The organism is Sulfurimonas iocasae (assembly GCF_047716755.1).
Taxonomy (GTDB): Bacteria; Campylobacterota; Campylobacteria; order Campylobacterales; family Sulfurimonadaceae; genus Sulfurimonas.
In genome coordinates this window covers 2,520,655-2,539,888 of record NZ_CP180409.1, presented here as the reverse complement: position 1 = coordinate 2,539,888, position 19,234 = coordinate 2,520,655, and the positions used below count along the sequence as shown (strand labels likewise).

Annotated in this window: 23 protein-coding genes, 5 tRNA genes and 1 pseudogene; 24 read left to right on the top strand and 5 right to left on the bottom strand. The window is 33.1% G+C overall.

The window, feature by feature from the left end; all coding sequences use genetic code 11:
* Positions 1–123 precede the first annotated feature (123 nt).
* The gene (locus ACLHDE_RS12860) at positions 124–282 is read left to right on the top strand and encodes a hypothetical protein (protein WP_415396810.1); all 159 of its coding nucleotides are present in this window, start codon (positions 124–126) and stop codon (positions 280–282) included.
* 29 nt (positions 283–311) lie between these two features.
* Here ACLHDE_RS12860 and ACLHDE_RS12855 read toward each other — a convergent pair whose 3' ends face one another.
* Complete coding sequence (locus ACLHDE_RS12855) at positions 312–1,529, bottom strand: IS256 family transposase (RefSeq protein WP_415396123.1); 1,218 nt, start codon at positions 1,527–1,529, stop codon at positions 312–314.
* Positions 1,530–1,622: 93 nt separating this feature from the next.
* Between ACLHDE_RS12855 and ACLHDE_RS12850 the strand changes: the two genes are divergently transcribed.
* A complete protein-coding gene (locus ACLHDE_RS12850; RefSeq protein WP_415396809.1) occupies positions 1,623–2,342 on the top strand; it encodes a hypothetical protein in 720 nt (239 codons plus the stop codon).
* A gap of 12 nt (positions 2,343–2,354) precedes the next feature.
* On the opposite strand, the gene ACLHDE_RS12845 is transcribed toward ACLHDE_RS12850, so the two are convergent.
* Positions 2,355–3,263, bottom strand: coding sequence for an AEC family transporter (locus tag ACLHDE_RS12845; protein WP_415396808.1), 909 nt, complete (start codon positions 3,261–3,263; stop codon positions 2,355–2,357).
* A gap of 289 nt (positions 3,264–3,552) precedes the next feature.
* Here ACLHDE_RS12845 and ACLHDE_RS12840 point away from each other — a divergent pair, with 289 nt between their 5' ends.
* The 4 genes from ACLHDE_RS12840 (at position 3,553) to ACLHDE_RS12825 (ending at position 6,389) form a co-directional block, all read left to right on the top strand.
* Complete coding sequence (locus ACLHDE_RS12840) at positions 3,553–3,873, top strand: thioredoxin family protein (protein ID WP_415396807.1); 321 nt, start codon at positions 3,553–3,555, stop codon at positions 3,871–3,873.
* Positions 3,870–4,688, top strand: a complete 819-nt coding sequence (locus tag ACLHDE_RS12835; protein WP_415396806.1) for an SDR family NAD(P)-dependent oxidoreductase — start codon at positions 3,870–3,872, stop codon at positions 4,686–4,688. The genes ACLHDE_RS12840 and ACLHDE_RS12835 overlap by 4 nt, the downstream gene beginning before the upstream one ends.
* 160 nt (positions 4,689–4,848) lie before the next feature.
* A complete protein-coding gene (locus tag ACLHDE_RS12830; RefSeq protein WP_415396805.1) occupies positions 4,849–5,220 on the top strand; it encodes a hypothetical protein in 372 nt (123 codons plus the stop codon).
* A gap of 62 nt (positions 5,221–5,282) precedes the next feature.
* Positions 5,283–6,389 carry a cadherin-like domain-containing protein gene (locus ACLHDE_RS12825; protein WP_415396804.1) on the top strand — a complete coding sequence of 369 codons (1,107 nt, stop codon included), beginning with the start codon at positions 5,283–5,285 and terminating at the stop codon, positions 6,387–6,389.
* Positions 6,390–6,394: 5 nt separating this feature from the next.
* Here the strand turns inward: ACLHDE_RS12825 and ACLHDE_RS12820 are convergent.
* Positions 6,395–6,490: pseudogene (locus ACLHDE_RS12820) on the bottom strand (23S rRNA (guanosine(2251)-2'-O)-methyltransferase RlmB); the annotation flags it as partial.
* A gap of 66 nt (positions 6,491–6,556) precedes the next feature.
* Between ACLHDE_RS12820 and ACLHDE_RS12815 the strand changes: the two are divergent.
* Positions 6,557–6,991, top strand: a complete 435-nt coding sequence (locus ACLHDE_RS12815) for a DUF1566 domain-containing protein (protein WP_415396803.1) — start codon at positions 6,557–6,559, stop codon at positions 6,989–6,991.
* 15 nt (positions 6,992–7,006) lie between these two features.
* Here ACLHDE_RS12815 and ACLHDE_RS12810 read toward each other — a convergent pair whose 3' ends face one another.
* Entirely contained in the window at positions 7,007–7,759 is a 753-nt protein-coding gene (locus ACLHDE_RS12810; protein WP_415396802.1) for a TrmH family RNA methyltransferase, read from the bottom strand.
* Between the two features lie 173 nt (positions 7,760–7,932).
* On the opposite strand from ACLHDE_RS12810, the gene ACLHDE_RS12805 reads away from it, so the two are divergent.
* Positions 7,933–8,184 carry a hypothetical protein gene (locus tag ACLHDE_RS12805; protein WP_415396801.1) on the top strand — a complete coding sequence of 84 codons (252 nt, stop codon included), beginning with the start codon at positions 7,933–7,935 and terminating at the stop codon, positions 8,182–8,184.
* On the opposite strand, the gene ACLHDE_RS12800 is transcribed toward ACLHDE_RS12805, so the two are convergent.
* The gene (locus ACLHDE_RS12800) at positions 8,174–8,902 is read right to left on the bottom strand and encodes a YaaA family protein (RefSeq protein ID WP_415396800.1); all 729 of its coding nucleotides are present in this window, start codon (positions 8,900–8,902) and stop codon (positions 8,174–8,176) included. The genes ACLHDE_RS12805 and ACLHDE_RS12800 overlap by 11 nt on opposite strands.
* A 91-nt stretch (positions 8,903–8,993) precedes the next feature.
* On the opposite strand from ACLHDE_RS12800, the gene ACLHDE_RS12795 reads away from it, so the two are divergent.
* From ACLHDE_RS12795 to rplL, 16 genes are all read left to right on the top strand, one after another.
* A complete protein-coding gene (locus ACLHDE_RS12795) occupies positions 8,994–9,704 on the top strand; it encodes a FecR domain-containing protein (RefSeq protein WP_415396799.1) in 711 nt (236 codons plus the stop codon).
* A gap of 18 nt (positions 9,705–9,722) precedes the next feature.
* Positions 9,723–11,768: a CHASE2 domain-containing protein gene (locus tag ACLHDE_RS12790; protein WP_415396798.1), complete on the top strand. Its 2,046-nt coding sequence runs from the start codon at positions 9,723–9,725 to the stop codon at positions 11,766–11,768.
* Between the two features lie 13 nt (positions 11,769–11,781).
* Entirely contained in the window at positions 11,782–13,722 is a 1,941-nt protein-coding gene (locus tag ACLHDE_RS12785; RefSeq protein WP_415396797.1) for an HD domain-containing phosphohydrolase, read from the top strand.
* 37 nt (positions 13,723–13,759) lie between these two features.
* Positions 13,760–13,836, top strand: a tRNA-Thr gene (locus ACLHDE_RS12780).
* Positions 13,837–13,881: 45 nt separating this feature from the next.
* Positions 13,882–13,966, top strand: a tRNA-Tyr gene (locus ACLHDE_RS12775).
* Between the two features lie 13 nt (positions 13,967–13,979).
* Positions 13,980–14,056 (top strand) — tRNA-Gly (locus ACLHDE_RS12770).
* Between the two features lie 170 nt (positions 14,057–14,226).
* Positions 14,227–14,301 (top strand) — tRNA-Thr (locus tag ACLHDE_RS12765).
* A 90-nt stretch (positions 14,302–14,391) separates the two neighbouring features.
* Positions 14,392–15,591, top strand: a complete 1,200-nt coding sequence (tuf, locus tag ACLHDE_RS12760; protein ID WP_415396796.1) for an elongation factor Tu — start codon at positions 14,392–14,394, stop codon at positions 15,589–15,591.
* A 46-nt stretch (positions 15,592–15,637) separates the two neighbouring features.
* Positions 15,638–15,790: a 50S ribosomal protein L33 gene (gene rpmG, locus ACLHDE_RS12755; protein WP_294963186.1), complete on the top strand. Its 153-nt coding sequence runs from the start codon at positions 15,638–15,640 to the stop codon at positions 15,788–15,790.
* Between the two features lie 131 nt (positions 15,791–15,921).
* Positions 15,922–15,997 (top strand) — tRNA-Trp (locus tag ACLHDE_RS12750).
* A gap of 65 nt (positions 15,998–16,062) precedes the next feature.
* On the top strand, positions 16,063–16,242 hold the full coding sequence (secE, locus tag ACLHDE_RS12745; protein ID WP_321267609.1) for a preprotein translocase subunit SecE: 180 nt from the start codon (positions 16,063–16,065) through the stop codon (positions 16,240–16,242).
* 9 nt (positions 16,243–16,251) lie between these two features.
* Positions 16,252–16,779, top strand: coding sequence for a transcription termination/antitermination protein NusG (gene nusG, locus ACLHDE_RS12740; protein ID WP_415396795.1), 528 nt, complete (start codon positions 16,252–16,254; stop codon positions 16,777–16,779).
* A gap of 203 nt (positions 16,780–16,982) precedes the next feature.
* Complete coding sequence (gene rplK, locus ACLHDE_RS12735; protein ID WP_415396794.1) at positions 16,983–17,408, top strand: 50S ribosomal protein L11; 426 nt, start codon at positions 16,983–16,985, stop codon at positions 17,406–17,408.
* Positions 17,409–17,473: 65 nt separating this feature from the next.
* Entirely contained in the window at positions 17,474–18,166 is a 693-nt protein-coding gene (rplA, locus tag ACLHDE_RS12730) for a 50S ribosomal protein L1 (protein WP_415396793.1), read from the top strand.
* A 157-nt stretch (positions 18,167–18,323) separates the two neighbouring features.
* Positions 18,324–18,812, top strand: a complete 489-nt coding sequence (gene rplJ / locus ACLHDE_RS12725; protein ID WP_415396792.1) for a 50S ribosomal protein L10 — start codon at positions 18,324–18,326, stop codon at positions 18,810–18,812.
* Positions 18,813–18,852: 40 nt separating this feature from the next.
* Positions 18,853–19,224 (top strand): 50S ribosomal protein L7/L12, encoded by a 372-nt coding sequence (rplL, locus tag ACLHDE_RS12720; protein ID WP_415396791.1) that lies wholly within the window; start codon positions 18,853–18,855, stop codon positions 19,222–19,224.
* Positions 19,225–19,234 lie beyond the last annotated feature (10 nt).

The following is a 19,234-nucleotide window of genomic DNA, read 5'->3' as shown; positions in this document are numbered from 1 at the left end:
TATAACTAAAATTATTATAAATTAGAAGTCAATAAGCTATAAGTAAAAGTTTCGTTTAATCACAAGAAGTGATATAATAGTCTTGTTTGTACTGTGATTTTACGATACTGCTAATGTATAAATATGGCGGTGGCAGTCACGATGCTTCAGGAACTTGTCAAGATAGGTGATGATAAATATGAAGATGTTTTAAAATTACTTTACGATAATTATATAGTACAATTAAATAAAAATTTAACAGTAAAACAACTTATCGGAGTAATGTATGAGACCGTAAAATAAACTGTGTAAACCCACCTTCTATTCCTAAATCACTTAGTATATTTTGACACAATTTCGCTAAAAAAGATACTAAGTTGAGGATAAATCTCATACCAATTTCTAATGCTGTTAGCTTTCCATTTTTCTTGTTGCTCTTGAGTAGCAAGATATAGCATCTTAAAAGCAGATTCTATAGTAGGAAATGAGCCTTTAGATTTTGTCTTTCTTTTTATAGTTGCGTTTAGTGATTCTATAGGGTTAGTTGTATAAATTAATTTTCTAACTGAATTTGGATATTTGAAAAAAGTAGAAAGTTCATTCCAATTATTTGTCCAAGAGAGGGTGATATTTGGATATTTTTTACCCCAGATATCATTAAACTCAGTAAGAGCTAATTGAGCATCTTCTTCATTGAGCGCTGAGTATACAGATTTTAAATCTTTAGCAACTGCTTTTCTATCTTTCCAAGAAACAAACTTCAAAGAGCTTCTTATCTGATGAACGATACATCTTTGTATCTCTGCTTTAGGATAAACGGCTTGGATGGCTTCTTTGAAGCCGTTTAAACCGTCTATTGCGAAGATTAGAACATCTTGTATTCCACGCTTTTGGATATCATTTAAAACCGTAAGCCAATATTTAGAAGTTTCATTCTCACCGATCCAAATACCAATAATCTCTTTTTTGCCTTCAAGCGTTATTCCTAGCATTATATAAGCTGCTATATTTTTAACAACTCTATCAACTCTTATCTTTAGCACTGTAGCATCCATAAAGATAATGGGATAAATAGGTTCTAGTGGACGAGACTGCCACTCATTTGCTTTTTCAATAACCTTTTCAGTAATGTTTGAGATCGTCTGAGCAGAGAGTTCATAGCCGTATAAATCATCAAGATGATGCTGTATATCTCTTACACTCATACCTTTGGTATAGAGTGAAAGAATAAGGTCTTCACTGCCATCTAAAAGTACTTCTCTCTTTTTTACCAGTTGTGGCTCAAATGTAGATTCTCTATCTCTGGGGATAGAAACATCAAATTGACCATACTTTGAGTTTATTTTTTTATCATTGTAGCCGTTACGGTAGTTTGGAGTATCTGAGGGTTGATGCTTTTCATAACCTAGATGTGAAGTTAGTTCTTCTGAAGAAGCTGTCTGAATAACTTCTCTAAGTATATTCTTAAACTCGTTGGTTATATCATCTAAAGATGTAAATGTACCATCTTTAATTTGTTTTTTTAGCTCTTCGTGGTTTATTAAACTCATATGTAAATCCTTATAAATAATTCACTTGATGACTATATCAAATAAATTTAATTTTTAAGGTTTACACAGTTAGATTTACACTCTCTAATGTATATGGAAAATAATAGTATTGCAAATAATTATAAAATAATTTTAGACTTTTTTAAAAATGCTTTTTCATATTTAATTGTCCTTACAACAATAACTATACTGTTTGGCTATATACGCATATCAACATTTTTATGGTCAATAGATAATTTATGGCTAATTAACTATATAGAGTATAAAACATTGTTAACTTTTGGATTATCTACATCAGGTATTGTTTTTATTGCATTTATTCTCGGATTTTCTGACCACATAAAACTTAGAAATAATTTTCAAAAAAACATTAAAAGAAATCTTTCAATCCTTATTATGATTGAGTTTTTATCGATAGCTTTTTTCCAGTATAAGGAAATATATTCAGTATCTCTATTTTATGTATTGATACTTTCAAGTGCATCGTTTCTTTTTTTAGAAATATCAGAAATTGTTCAAGCTTTATCAGAAAAAAAAAGTATTCTTTCAAGTATTACTTGGATTGTCTCAGCTCCTATAAATCTCCTAATTGTGGTATCTATGTTTGGTTTTTCTGAAGCACAATATATGCAAAAAGGTAATTTTAAAACTATTGCGAAAATAGGAAATGAAAGTTGGGGCTTATTATTAAACAATAATAGTTCAGTAATACTTACAGATTTAAATTCTTCTAAAAAAATCAAAATAATAGGACTTGATAAAGTTGATTTTTATACAGAAAAAGAAATTAAAATAAGTGATTCTAAAGATTAAAATTTTTAAGCTTTACAAATAAGTCAAAACTTCTACAGCCACAAATATAGCTCCCAAGAAAACAAAAGATGAAATAAAGACTAAAGCAGTTACAACTCTCGGGCTACAATCATATAGAGATGCAAGATTTACATTTGCAACGGCGAGGGGCATCATAAGTTCTATAAAAATGATCCCTTTTATTATAGGGTCGAGTTCTATGTTTATTAGAACTAAAAAAGCGATAGCAGGAAGTAGAAGAAACTTAAATGTTAAAACCCAAATAACCAAAGTCTTACTAATCTCTTGAATTTTTGTTCCGTAAAGATAGATGCCAAATAAAAAGAGTTGCATAGTCATAGATGCATAAGCTCCCATCATTAGAGTATTTAGAACTACACCTGATGGTTTGTAACCATAGATGCTAAGAGCTATCGCTAAAATTGCTGCCCAAAGAATAGGAAGTTTTACGATGTTTAGCAAAGAGGTCTTGGTATCAAAGCTTCCACGTGAGTAGTAAAAAACACCTACAGTATAGACCACAAAAACATTAACAAGGTTTACAACGGTCGTATAGGGAATAGACTCTTCGCCAAATATGGCTATATTTATCGGGATGCCAAGATTTCCTGTGTTTCCTATGAGCGCTGCAACTGTTGCTATAGAGTACTCTTTTTGGGATGAGAAAAGTTTTTTAGCAACTAAGGCTGAGACTATCAAAAGTACGACTACAATGCCAAGGTAGATGCTAGGAGCGTAGAGAAGTGTGATGTCTATAGGGCGGATAAGAAGTCCCCAAAAAGTTAAAAACACTTGAAGAAAATATACATTTATAAGGGTAATCGTCTTATCGTCAATCTGCTCTTTAAAACTCATCTTTGCGATGAAGCCCATAACAATAAAAATATATATACCGAGAATTGAAAATATTATTGAACTCATAAGCAAATTATAATATAATTTTCATACTAATCCTAGCGAAATACTACTTCTTTAAACGAGCATATTGTGTCGTAGTGTAAGGCAAACTTCCGTAGGAACTACGAGTAGTTTCAAGGATTTTTAACGAAGCAATATGATACAATATGTTCGCCCTTCGGGTAAAAAATAAGCTATCATCTAGCATCGTTAAATCTTTTTAGATTAATCAATTAGTCCTGCAACGATTTGCCTTGTAGCTAATAGCTTATTTTTTATTTAAAGTAGTGGTATTTCACTAGGATTAGTATCAATGCAAACAATTGAAAATATAAATAATACTATAAAAGAAAATATGGCTGTAATGGTTTACTTCTCAGCACCAAGCTGTAATGTATGTCACGCACTAAAACCTAAACTTCTTGACGCCTTAAATGCAAACTTCCCCGACTTTAAAGTAGAGAGTGTTGATATCTCGCAAAGTGAGGAAATTGCTCCACATTTTAATGTATTTGCAATTCCTACTATATTGATTTACCTAGATGGCAAAGAGTTTTTTCGCAAATCACGTAATATGAGTGTGGATGAGGTAATCCGCGAGATAAGAAGACCTTACGAGATAATGACTTCTTGAAAAAAAACATACTTATAACAGGTTGCTCTAGCGGTATAGGCTATGACACCGCTCACTACCTTCATAAAAATGGCTATAAGGTTTATGCGACTGCTAGAGATGCAGAGGATGTAAAAAGGCTTCAAGAAGAGGGTTTAGACGCTTATGTTCTTGATGTGACTTCTGCAGATGATATTTCAAGAGTTTTAAATGAGATAACAAAAGATGAAGCAGTGCTTTACGCACTCTTTAACAACGCAGGCTACGGACAACCTGGAGCAGTGGAAGATATAACTACCGATGTTTTAAGAGAGCAGTTTGAGACTAACTTCTTTGGACTTCACGAGCTAACCTCTCAAGCCATAAAAATCATGCGCAGACAAGGTTATGGAAGAATCATTCAGCACTCCTCTGTTTTAGGAATTATTTCACTTCGTTTTCGAGGAGCCTATAACGCTTCAAAATATGCTATCGAGGGACTTTGTGACACACTTCGCTTAGAGCTTATGGAGACAGATATACATGTTTGTACTATAAACACAGGACCAATTCGCTCAGACTTTAGAAAAAATGCCATAAAGATGTTTAAAAAAAATGTAGTCTCAAAAGGAAGTGTTTTTGAGAGAGAGTACAATGAAGAGCTACTCACAGTAAAAGAGAAAGATAGCGATATATTTACAAAAAACTCTGATGTTGTTATAAAAAATATACTTCATGCACTTGAAGCTAAAAAACCAAAACCAAGATACTACAACACTTTTGCTACTCATCTGCTTGGTGGATTTAAAAGAGTTTTATCTACTAGCATTTTAGATAAAATTTTGAGGAAAATTTAAATATTTTTTAGTTATTTAAAGAGTATAGCACTCATCTCTCCCTAGGTGTGATTTTGTACATGTAAAATAATTTAAACCAACAATAGTAAATATTACAAATCTTAAGCACTTTATTAGAATTTATAATATATCATTAGCCTAAATTAAAAAAGGTAATTAGATGAAAAACTTAATGTTAATATCAGTTTTACTATCTGTTGTTTTTTCGTCATCAATCTTTGCTAAAACAGTTCCATATTTCAATGGTCAAAAAGAGTATCTTAAAAAATGTCGTTCATGTCATAAAAGGAGTAGTTTTTTTGTGAGTCAGTACACTATAGAATGCTGGAATGAAATTATAGCTGATGAGGGCAAAAAACTTATAGATATACATGCTAAAAGTAATAGCCCTGAGATTAGAGATGTAAATGAGTATTTTAAGAGTGAGAGATACAAAAAGAAGTTTAAATACATTAAAGCTTTTGTTCTACGTTTTGCAAAAAATGGAGATAAAAATTCTGATAATAAAGAGAAATGCCCTACTGTTAAATAATTAATATTGATATAAGAAAATCTAATGTAGTATCTATTGTAAATTTAACACATGGCTTACTTATGAATATATTACTCACTCTATTAATTGTCCTCTTGGGATATTTTATTTTTTTACCAGTTGAAACTCCTAAAACCTATCCAAAACCCGTAGCTAAAGTAGTTCCTGTTCAAAAGATTGTGAAACCTGTAGAAGTTGAGGTACAACCCCCAACAAATATATTGCCAACATCCGCCGATAAGATAGTTACAATAAAAGAAGATAGTTCACATATACTTGATTCTGCCCACTTTGCATTTAGTGATAAAGATGCTTCTGATAAATTGATAAATATAAAAATCACAAAGCTACAAAACAGAGGTTCCCTAGAGTACTTAAAAGCAAAAAAATGGAAAAAAGTCACTTTAAAACAAGTCATTTCTAAAAAAGATTTAGAGGCTAAAAGGTTGAGATTTAAACCAGCTATAAATACGCATGGTAATAAATATTCAAGTTTTGCTTTTATGGTAAGTGATGGAAAAGATTATTCTAAAGTAGCTAATACAATAAAATATAAAGTTACCTCAGTTAATGACACGCCAAAAGCCTCTAGTAAAACAATAGTAATAGTAGAGGGGAGCTCAAAAATAGTAGACTCATCGGATTTTAGATTTAAAGATGTAGAGAGTGGTAGTCAATACAAAAATATTAAGATTACAAAAGTAGCAACAAGAGGAGCTTTAGAGTTTCTTGATGGTAAGAAATGGGTAAAAGTTAAAAAGGCTCAAAAAATATCTAAAAAAGATATAGATGCTAAAAAACTTAGGTTTTCTACAGAAGTTAGTGGTTATGCAAAAAACTATGCAAGTTTCTCTTTTAAGATAAGTGATGGTAAAGCCTACTCAAATAAAGCCTATAAGATTACCTATAGAGTGACACAAGATATGAATAAAATATTTGCTAATGGTAAAAGGGTTTATGCAAATGAGTGTAGACTCTGTCATGGAAGTAATAAGGACATAGTGAAAAAATATAAGAGTTATAAGTTAGAAAAGGTGCTTGATGATAGTGTGACTTTAGGTGAAGTACATAATAAAACTAAGGTTTCATCACGTACACATAAATATTTTAAAAGTAGTGAGTATAAACGAGAGTTAAGTGATATTAAGTACTATATCTTAAGTCCTTAAACTCTCTACTTTATAAAAGCGATAAGTGATGCAGTTACTGCAACATTCAGTGACTCAACACCTCTTTGCATCGGTATATTTATTGAGTCATTACATAATTTTCATTTTTTACTTAAGTTATGTTTTAAATCAATATCGCTACAATCTGTAAATTATAAGGATTATTTGTGAAACAATTAAATATATTTATCCTGTCTCTGTTTATCGCATACAGTGCAAATGCGGATATTGTTAGGAACTCTGAAAATACTATCAAAGATACTAAAACAAACTATTTATGGCAGGACACAGAAGATGTCTCAACAACAAAAAGAAATTTTGAAGAAGCAGTCGGTTATTGTAAAAACCTAGAACTAGATGGACATAAGGCTTGGGAGCTACCTGGTTTTATGGAACTTTTCTCAATTGTAAATACAAAAGTGTACAACCCTACGATTTCAGAAAATTTCAAATATGTTGTATCTAAAAATTACTGGTCATCTAAAACATTTGCTAATGCGACAAGCAAAGAGGCATTTGTAATAAACTTTTTGTCTGGTGCATTTAACAGAGAAAAGATGGATAAACTCTTTTACGTAAGATGTTATAAAAAGAGTAGCTAACAAAGAGTTAGCCTCTTACTTCATAAATGCTATAAGAGAAGCAGTTACTGCAACATTGAGTGACTCAACACCTCTTTGCATCGGTATATTTATTGAATCATTACAAAGTTTCTCAACCTCAGGACTTACTCCATCACTCTCATTTCCTAAAACAAATATAGACTTATCAATCGGCTCAACATCATAGATGCTTTTTTTTGCATGAGAAGATAGAGAGTAAATCTTCGTATCAGCATCCAATTCTGGAAATATTTCATCAAGAGAGTTACAGTAGTAAATAGGAAGTTTGAAAAGTGTTCCAGCGCTTGCTTTGATTACAAGCGGAGATATTTTTGCTGAGCTTTTTTTAGGAAGTATAATCCCATCTACATTTCCAGCAGCGCAAGAGCGTATTATCATACCAAGGTTTTGAGGGTTTTGGATGCCATCAAGTGCTATAAGTCTGAAACTTTTAAGATTCTTAATCTCCTGAGCATTTTTATAGGTTTGTGCGATTATATCTATTGCAACACCTTGGTCTTGTTTTGCATTTTTGCTGATTCTGCTTAGTGAATTCTTCTCATGGTAAGTGATCTCTATGTTTCTTGTTTTAGCAAGTGCTAAAATAGTTTTTATAGATCCATCACTCTTATTGCTAGACGCCATGTGCAGTTTATGAACTTCTATATTGGAGTCTTGTAAAACTTCTACAACTACATTTCTGCCATAAAGCGTAATTATCTTTTCAAAATATGCTTTTTTATCTTTGTACTCTTGTGAATCGTTCACTATTAGGTCTCCTTTTTGCTAAAGCAAAGCGTTAGTAAAAATTCCTCTCACTAAAGCTTCACCTTGCGGTGAGAAAAGATTATTGTCTTTTTTCTAGATTATATTATTATAAATGCTATTTTACACTATTTTTACACTTTATTCTTCTATAGTTCTTTTTTTAGGAGTTTAAAATGATGACGATTAGTATAATTAATGGAATGATTATAAAAGATGGCAAATCTGTAGTACCAAGGCAGTGTCAAGTTGGAGTCAGAGTTGAGAATGTATTAGATTATTTTTCTAGAAATGCAATCGATTTAGATTATAAAACTCATGATGGCTTAGTTTCTGTTTCTACAAATAACTATTATGGAAAACAAAAACTTATCAAAGCTCTTTTAGAAGACAGGATGATAAAGCACGCACAGCTTGTTACTGCGTGATGTTGTAGACAATCTCTGTCTTGTTTTTTATAACTTTTATCTCTTTTATACTTAAGCCCTCAATCTCTAAAGACATAAACTCTTCCATAGAGCTTATGTTATTCTTTGCAAGCTCTCGTAAAACTAAACCTCTATATGCTTTTGCCCAATGACTAACTGTTTTGCCACCTTTTAAAAACTTTAGAGTTGTATATGGCTTTGTTAGCTTATAAAACTTATCATAATATCCTGCACGCAGGTCTAAGATGTCGTCTTTATTAAAATACAAATCCAGCTGATATGTAAATCTATCTTTGTAAAACTTGTCTGGTATGATGGAACCAATATTATTGCCTTGTTTTACTTTGTAGTTAGCAATAGTATCTCCACCGAGTATCGGTCCATAAAGGTTAGAAAAAATAATAGTATTGTTTTTTAGATATTCTACTTGCTTGGCATCTAGAGTCTTTATGTCTAAGTAGTCATAAGCTACGCCTTGGTATCGCTCTATAGCAAACATAAGAGGAGAATCAAAAACATCATTAACATAAGCTTCGCAATCACTTATTTTTTTAAAACCAAAAAGATTTTTTACAGCCTCTTCATCACCGCTAGTTGCTATCTTGTTATATTCATTTAATATCCCTTGTCTCGCTTCATTAGATCCAAGAAGTTCTTTTGGTGATTCTTGTCCACCGTTATTTTTCCCTTCTGATGGTGAAAACAGTACTTTTAGCATATCAATCCTTATTGTTTTGGGTAGTTAAGTTTTTATCTAATTGTATCAATATAAATGATATAATAGTTAAAAATGAACATGGGGGTTTATTGTGAAGAAATTTTTAATCTCTCTTTTTATAGCTTTATTAACTGTGCAAGTAGCAAGTGCAGGTACGGTTTTGGGAAGTGTTGAGCAAGTCAATGGAAATGTAAAAGTTAAGAGTGAAGATTCGTTTATGAAGAGTAAAGTTACTGAGGGCTTGGAAGTAAAAAAAGGAGACTTAATCACTACTTCTAAAAATGCAAATACAGTTATAAAACTTTTAGACGGCTCGACTTTAGTTTTAGACTCAAATTCAACTCTACATTTTACTTCTAAAAATATGGCAGAACAAGAGATGGGTAAGGTTTATTATAAAATCACTTCAAGAGATGCAAAGAACGCTCTTAAGGTAAAAACTCCTTTTGCTATTATTGGGATTAAGGGTACTATTTTTATAGTTGACTCTGGCGAAAAAGCTTCTGTAAAACTAAAAGAGGGTGTTGTTGGTATTCAAAGTATAAAAGAGGAGTTTGAACTTTATAGAAAAGTAGTTCAAGCAGAGTTCAATAAATATGTTTCAGAACAAAAATCAGAATTTGAAAAATATAAGTCTCAGCAACAAAATGAAGCAGCTCTTATAACCAAAGAGTTTGATCTTCAAGCGGGAAACACTGTCTCTTTTGATGGACAAAAGGTTGACGAGAAAGCGTGGACGCAAGAAGACGATGCAGAGTTTGAATATTTTGAAAAACTTATGGAATCTATTTCAAATCCTTAATCAAGGAGACAGATAATAATGAAAGAAAAACTTCTCTACCTCGGTGTTTTAATACCTATTCTAATAGTAACACTATTATTGCATATGTATAAAGTAGAACCGTTTGAGAGTTTTTCACTTCGTTATAACGATATTAACTTCGACTTTCAGAAAAAAGAACCAAGTAAAGATGTTGTTTTTGTAGCTGTTGATGAACCAAGTGTAAATGAGTTTGGAAGATGGCCTTGGGATAGAGAAATAATTGCTCAAGGGGTAGACGGACTCAAAGAAGCTGATGTTGTTTTGATGGATATGATTTTTTCAGAACCAACCTCAGAGGTGCAAGACTCTGCTTTGGCTGAATCACTCTCAAGACTAAAGGCTAGTGTATGTGGTTTCTTCTTAAGAGATAAATCAACTCAGAAGATTACAGATGAAGAGTTAGAAATACTTGGTGATTCATCTCTGGACTTGCTTCAATCACAAATATCAGAATTTCAAAATCCTATATTTGTTAGCGCTCCATTTGCAGAGATGAATATCGTACCTATACTGGAATCATGTTCGTTGAGTGGAAGTTTTTCTACTCTTAGTGAGAGTGACCATCTTTTACGCTCTTATCCCATAGCTGTTTATTTTCAAAATATCTTATATCCATCTTTAGCAATACAAGGTTTGAGATTAAAATTTAACAAAGACATTAAAAGAGTAGATGCAAGGCATGTAGAAATAGCTGAGCATATAGTTGGCTTAAATGATAAAGGTTTTATAAGACTTAACTTTTATAATCCAAAGCTCTATAATATAGTGTCGTTTTTAGATGTTGCAAACGGGGAAATCAAACCTGAATATTTCAAAGGTAAGATAGTTATTCTTGGAATTACAGAAGTTGGAGCTGGGGATGTTGTAAGTACACCTATTGGCTCTATGCCTGGACCACTGCTTCATTACACTTTTATATCTAACCTACTAGAAAATCATCTTATAAAAGAGCCAAAAAACATAACTTCAATTTTGATAGTTTTAATGGTTCTTTTACCATTTATTTTAATACTTATATTTAAAAAGATACTTCATAGAGTAGTGATAAATATAGTGATTTATCTAATAGTATATGCGTACATCAGATACTTATTTGTAACTGACATGGTATATATAGATCTTTTTTATCCTTTAATATCTTTAATTCTTAGTTTTGTAGCTGTAGAAGCTATAGCCTTTACTTTACAAGAGCAAAGGGGTAAGTTTATGCGTGGAGCATTCTCTAGTTATCTCTCAGCTGACTTGCTTAACAAACTTATAGAAAATCCAGAAGCACTAGCTTTGGGTGGTGAAAGTAAAGAACTTACCATCCTTTTTAGTGATATTAGAGGGTTTACAAGCATCTCTGAATCTATGGATCCAGTTAGTTTGATTAAGCTGTTAAATAGATACTTTACACCCATGACCAATGCAGTTTTAGACAATGGTGGAATGCTTGATAAATACATAGGAGATGCTGTTATGGCATTTTTTAATGCACCTGTTGATATTAAAGATCACGCAGATGCTTCTTGCTTATGCGCTTTAGAGATGATAGAAAAACTAGATGCACTAAATGAAGAACTCTCACTTGAGGGAATAGACCCTATAAGAATAGGTATAGGAATAAATACAGCAGATGTAGTCGTTGGAAATATGGGTTCAGACACAAGGTTTAACTATACAGTTATCGGTGATGGAGTAAACTTAGCATCTAGAGTAGAAGGTCTTACAAAAAATTATGGTGTAGATATACTTATTACAGAATTTACAGTAGAAAAGATTAGTAATAAGTTCATATATAGAGAGATAGAGAGCGTAAAAGTTAAAGGTAAGGATGAAGCAGTACTTCTTTATCAACTGATGCCAAATACACAGAAGTCTAAAAAAATTAAAAAATTATATAATGAAGCCCTCAGTGTTTATAAAAGTGGAGACTTTAAAGAAGCAGAGATCCTATTTACTTCTTTAGTCAAAGAGTATGATGATAATCCATCAAAGTATTTTTTAGTACATATCAGAGATGAACAGCCATGGGGTGTTCATAGAATGACAACAAAATAGCAAGGAAACTATAGTGAAACAAGGAAGAGAACCAGGTGCAAATGAAATTCTAGAAATGATATTCAGATACCTGACGGAAGTATCTTCTTTAAGAGAATATAATGATATTCTAATGGTTCTGGCTAACATGGGCAGAGCTTTGACTTTTTCTGATAGATGTACAGTATGGGTTGTAGATGAAGAAAAACAGGAAATATGGACAAAGGTGGCCCATGGTATAGAAGCTATAAGACTTCCAATAGATTCTGGAATAGTCGGTTATTCTATTACAACAGGTAAAAAGATAATTATTGATGATGTTTATCTCGATGATAGATTTAACTCAGAAATAGATAAGAAAACAGGATACCGTTCAAAAAGTATGATGGTAATTCCTATGTTTGATAATGACAATAATATTATCGGTGCTTTTCAAGTTATTAATCATAAAGGTGAAAAAGGGGTTTTTGACACAAGAGATATGGAACGTTTGATGTTGGCAAGTACATACGCCGCAGAGACTTTTGTGTCTGCACGTCTAATTAATGAGATAGAAGATACTCAAAAAGAAGTTGTCTTTACTATGGGAGCGATAGGCGAGAGTAGAAGTAAAGAGACAGGTAACCATGTAAAGAGAGTTGCGGAATATTCTAAAATCTTAGGTCTTGCATGTGGAATGGATATAAAAGAAGCAGAGCTTTTAAAACAAGCCAGTCCAATGCACGATATTGGAAAGATTGCTATATCAGACTCTGTTCTTAAAAAACCTGGACGCTTCAATGACGAAGAGAGAGCTATTATGGATACTCATGCAGAACTTGGATTCAGTATGATAAAAAATTCAGACAGACCTCTTCTACAAGCTGCATCTATCGTAGCATATGAACATCATGAAAAGTGGAATGGTTCTGGGTATCCTAGAAAATTAAAGGGTGAAGAAATTCATATATATGGTCGTATAACTGCCCTAGCTGATGTGTTTGACGCGCTTGGTTCTGACAGAGTGTATAAAAAGGCTTGGGATAATGAGAGAATTTTTAAACTCTTTAAAGAAGAAAGAGGTGAACATTTTGATCCAAAACTAATAGATCTGTTTTTTGAGAATTTAGATGAAATTTTAGCAGTAAGAGAACACTTTCAAGATGAATACGAAGAAAATGAAGTTGATAAAGAAGTAAATACGAAAGAGATTAAAATACTTGGAGCTTACGGAACAAAAGCAAAAGGTTTTGGTACAAGTTCATTTTTATTAAACAAAAGTAATGTAATAGATGCAGGAAACATATTGGCTACCTTAGATGAAGAGAGCATACATATAGAAAACATATGGTTAACTCACTCGCATTTAGATCATATTAGCGATATTGCATATATGTTAGACAACTATTTTTCTATGAGAACTAAGACTTTAAATATTATGGGACTTCCTGGAACTATTAAAACTCTTAAAAAACATTTCTTTAACAACCTTATATGGCCAGACTTCTCAACAATAACTTTGGCTAAGTCAGATACTCCAGCACTTTCTTATACAGAAATAGAGTTGGGTAAAGAATATTCATTAAATGAGCATGAATCTTTAGAAGCATTTAAAACAGACCATACAGTTGTTAGCTGTGGATATATTTTTAAAAGAGAAGGTGATTCACTCTTAATTACCGCCGATACATATACTTTAGATAATGTCATAGAGATAATTGATAGTAGAAAAGATATAAATTCTATTGTAGTAGAGTGTTCCTTCCCATCAAGTATGCCAATACTTGCAAAAAAGAGTAAACATTTAACACCAAAATTACTTTTTAAAAGCATAAAAAAAATCAAAAGAGATGATTTAAGACTATACATAAACCATATTAAGCCTAGCTTTTTAGATAAAATAGCCAAAGAAATAGATGAATATAGTGGTAAATTTGATCCAATTATACTAAAAGATGAAGATTTTATAAATTTCTCTAAAAAACTCTTGACATAGAAAAACTTTTGCACTATAATTCTGGCTCAATTTCGATGCTGACATAGCTCAGTTGGCTAGAGCAGTTGATTTGTAATCAACAGGCCCGGGGTTCAAATCCTCGTGTCAGCACCATTGAAATAGAATATTAGAAACAGTGTTAGACCAGATATTATAAATGGTGGGATAGTCAAGTGGCCAACGACGGCAGACTGTAAATCTGCTCCCTATGGGTTCAGAGGTTCGACTCCTCTTCCCACCACCATTCAATGGCACATGCGGGCGTAGCTCAGTTGGCTAGAGCGTCAGCCTTCCAAGCTGAGGGTCGAGGGTTCGAGTCCCTTCACCCGCTCCATTGAAACCTTTTAATTTTCTGGAAGCTGAAGTACAATTTCAATTTAAATTACTTCATATATAGAATATTATATAAATATCTATATAGCTTTAAATCTAATCAAAAAAACTAATACCAAAATAAAAATTATGCAATTATTGCTTGTATGTATTTTTACTATTATTGTCTGTGCTCTCGTGGCTCAGGGGTAGAGCACTTCCTTGGTAAGGAAGAGGCCGGCGGTTCAAATCCGCTCGTGAGCTCCATATTAAAAATAATAGTTTAAATTTAAGCAATAATTGAATGATTTTTGGGTATAATCCCGTTTCAATTCACAATTAAAGTCGGAGGACACTATGGCAAAAGAAAAGTTTGAGCGTAATAAACCGCATGTAAACATTGGAACTATTGGTCACGTAGATCATGGTAAAACAACATTAACAGCAGCTATTACTGCAGTATTAGCAGTAACTAATGGTGCAGCACTTATGGATTACGATGCAATCGATAATGCTCCAGAAGAAAGAGAACGTGGTATTACTATCGCTACTTCACACGTTGAGTATGAGACTGACGCTCGTCACTATGCACACGTTGACTGTCCAGGTCACGCGGATTATGTTAAGAACATGATTACAGGTGCTGCTCAAATGGATGGTGCTATTTTAGTTGTTTCTGCTGCTGATGGCCCAATGCCACAAACTCGTGAGCACATCCTTCTTTCTAAGCAAGTTGGTGTTCCATACCTAGTTGTTTTCATGAACAAAGAAGATATGGTTGATGATGAAGAGTTAATGGAATTAGTTGAGATGGAAATTCGTGAACTTCTTGATATGTATGATTTCCCAGGTGATGACACTCCAATCACAGCTGGATCAGCACTTAAAGCTCTTGAAGAAGCAAAAACTGGTACTCTTGGTGAGTGGTCAGCAAAAATTCAAGAACTAATGAAAACTGTTGATGAGTATATTCCTGAGCCAACTCGTGAAACTGATAAAGATTTCTTAATGCCTGTTGAAGATGTTTTCTCAATCTCTGGTCGTGGTACAGTTGTTACTGGACGTATCGAGCGTGGAACTGTTAAAATTGGTGAAACTGTGGAAATCGTTGGTATCCGTGATACTCAAAGTACTACTGTTACTGGTGTTGAAATGTTTCGTAAAGAAATGGATCAAGGTGAAGCTGGTGATAACTGTGGTATTTTAGTTCGTGGTATTGGTAAAGACGATGTTGAGCGTGGTCAAGTACTTTGTAAGCCAGGTACAATTACTCCTCATACTAAGTTTGTTGCTACAATCTATGTATTAAGTAAAGATGAGGGTGGTCGTCATACTCCATTCTTCAATGGTTACCGTCCTCAGTTCTATGTACGTACAACTGATGTTACAGGTGCAATCACTTTACCAGAAGGTACAGAGATGGTTATGCCAGGTGATAACGTAACAATTACTGCTGAGTTAATTCACCCAATTGCAATGGAAAAAGGTACTAAGTTCGCTATCCGTGAAGGTGGTAGAACAGTTGGTGCTGGTAACGTTGACGAGATTCTTGCTTAATTCGCCTTTGGCGAAGCAAGCAAAATCCTTTTAAAGGTAAAAAAATATGAGAGAAGCGATTCACTTAGGTTGTGAGAAATGTACTAGACGTAACTATCACACAACTAAAAATAAAAAAACTCATACTGAAAAATTTTCAGTAAGAAAATATTGTAAGTTCTGCAGAGAACATACAACTCACAAAGAGATGAAACTGTAATAACAGTTTATTTCGAAGTGGTTTTCTTTCAAAGAATTCTAAATGCAATAAATTGCATGAGTATTCTGCTGAAGAAAACCTAGTGTTAACGCAGTAATTTGGACTTGTTCAAATTGCGTTAGTATAATAATAGGCGTATAGCTCCAATGGTAGAGCACCGGATTCCAAATCCGGGTGTTGGGAGTTCGAGTCTCTCTACGCCTGCCACTTCCATTAATTATTAGTGAAGCTTTGAGCTTTATTTATAATTAATGCACTTTTAGGAAAGTTTAATGAATTTAGGTACACATATAAGAAATGCAAGATCAGAATTAACTAAGGTAATCTTTCCTACAAAAGGTCAGGTTAAGCAAGCATATATCTCTGTTTTAATAGTTGTAACTGTTATTGCAGCATTTTTAGCTTTAGTTGACTTAGTTATGTCATCTGTTATGTCAGCAATTTTAGGTTAAGGAGAAAATATGGCACATCAATGGTACTCAATCCAAACATATGGTAGCGAAAGAGCTGTTCGTGAAGCAATCCTTAATATGATAGAAGAGATGGGATTACAGGACTTTATAAAAGAAGTTATTGTTCCAACTGAAGACGTAATAGAAGTAAAAGATGGTAAAAAGAAAATAACTGAGCGTTCTTTATATTCAGGATACGTTTTTGCAAATATAGATTTAAATACTGAAGTTCAGCACCTTATTACTGCTTTACCAAAAGTATCTGGATTTATTGGTGAAGCAAATACACCAACACCTCTAAGTGAGCATGATATTAATGTTATTTTAGATCGTGTTAACAACCGTGCTGCACCTAAACCTAAAGTTTATTTTGATAATGGTGAAACTGTACGTATTATTGATGGTCCATTTGCAAACTTCACTGCAACTGTAGACGAGTATGATTTAGAACATGGTACTCTAAAACTTAATGTTTCTATTTTTGGAAGAGCAACACCGGTTGATATCTCTTATACTCAGGTTGAGAAGATAATATAAACTTTATTTCTACGTTGATGTTAGGTTTTATAAAAAATTTAATGTCAGCGTAGCTAAAGCGACAAGTCGCGTAAGCTCTCTGCTGAAGAGAACTAAGCGTTCAGAAAAAAATTTAGTTTTTTACTAAGTTGCGTTTTAACGCTAAAAGCGTAGTAATCCAAACTTGTTCGGATTACGTACTAAATGATAAAAAGGAAAACAATATGGCAAAAAAAGTTATGGACTATATCAAGCTACATATCGAAGCTGGTAAAGCAAACCCTGCCCCACCAGTAGGACCAGCATTAGGACAACGTGGTGTTAACATCATGGAATTCACTAAAGCATTTAATGAAAAAACAAAAGATAAAATGGGATTTAAAGTTCCTGTTGTCATTACTGTTTACACTGATAGAAGTTTTACTTTTGTTACAAAACAACCACCGGCTTCTGCACTTCTTATGAAAGCAGCTGGACTTAAAAAAGGTACTGATAATCCACTTAAAAACAAAGTTGGAAAAATCACTCGTGCTCAATTAATGGAAGTTGTTGAAGCTAAAATTGAAGATTTAAATACAGATGATAAAGAAATGGCTGCTAACACTTTAGCTGGTTCAGCTCGTTCAATTGGTATCGAAGTAGTAGATTAATAATCACAATCATCAACCACAATGATTTTAAATTTTGTGGCAGAATTACATAGGAGAATTTGAAAATGAGTAAAAGATATAAACAATTATTAGAAAAAATTGATAATACAAAAACATATGGTGTTGCAGATGCAGCAATCACTGTAAAAAATTTAAAAAGTGCAAAATTTGACGAAACTGTTGAAATTGCTCTTAACTTAAATGTTGACCCAAGACACGCTGACCAAATGGTTCGTGGTGCAATCGTACTTCCACACGGAACTGGTAAAACTGTTCGTGTTGCTGTTTTTGCAAAAGGCGTTAAAGCTGATGAAGCTAAAGCTGCTGGTGCTGATATCGTTGGTACTGACGATTTAGTTGCACAAATTAAAGAGGGAATCTTCAACTTTGATGTAGTTGTTGCTGCACCTGATTGTATGGGACTTGTTGGTCAAATTGGTCGTATTTTAGGACCAAAAGGTCTTATGCCTAACCCAAAAACTGGTACAGTAACTCCAGATGTTGCTACTGCTATTAAAAATGTTAAGGGTGGACAAGTTAACTTTAGAGTTGACAAAAAAGGTAATATTCATGCTGGTATTGGTAAAGCAAGCTTCGAGTCTACTCAAATTGCTGAGAACTTAACTTCTTTAATCCAAGCTATTAACAAGCAAAAACCAGCTTCTGCAAAAGGCCGTTACATTAAAACAGGTGCGCTTAGTTTAACTATGAGTCCAGCTGTAAAACTTGATGTTAATGAATTAGCAGACGTTAAATAGTTTTTAGTAATTTTTAGTGTCTTAATTTTATTAAGGCACTATAAAGTTACTACTTTGGTAACTGCATTTTATGGACTAGAGATATAGGAGTGAAAGCTTAATTTATCGCATATGCGGTATACCTATTGAAGTGTTGTCTGGAAAGGAGATATATTCTATGACAAAAACACAAAAAGCTGAAATTATTGAAGTACTTTCTACTGATTTTAAAAACGCACAAGCTGTAATCTTCTGTGATTACAAGGGTTTAAGCGTTTCTGATTTAGAAGGTTTAAGAAAAATCGCACGTGCTAAAGAAGCAAAAGTTCAAGTTGTTAAAAATACTTTAGCAACTATTGCACTTGAAAAAGCTGATTTAACTGGTGTTGAATTAAAAGATACAAACATTTTAGTTTGGGGTGAAGATTCTGTTGCAACTTCTAAAGTTGTTTCTGAATTCGCTAAAGATAATGAAAAATTCATTATCAAATCTGCATATGTAGATCGTGAAGTATCAGACGCTACTAAAGTTGAAGCATTCGCTAAACTTCCAGGACGTGATGAGTTACTTGGTATGCTTGCAGCTACTTGGATGGCTCCACTTACATGTATCGGATTTGGCCTTAACGCTCTTAAAGAGAAAAAAGAACAAGAAGAAGCTGCATAAGCAGTTGATTTATAAATATAATTAAAATAAGGAATTACACATGGCTGTAACTAAAGAAGACGTATTAGAATTTATTTCAGGACTTTCTGTATTAGAACTTTCTGAATTGGTAAAAGAATTTGAAGAAAAATTTGGTGTATCTGCACAACCTGTAGCGGTTGCTGGTGGCGCTGCTGCTGGTGGCGAAGCTGCTGCTGAGCAAACTGAATTTGATGTTGTACTAACTGATGTTGGTGCTAAAAAAATTGGTGTTATTAAAGCTGTTCGTGCTCTTACTGGTCTTGGACTTAAAGAAGCAAAAGAAGCTTGTGAAGCTTTACCATCTACAATCAAAGAGGGTGTAGATAAAGATACTGCTGAAGAAGCAAAAGCTGCTTTAGTAGAAGCTGGTGCAACAGTAGAAGTTAAGTAATTACTTAATG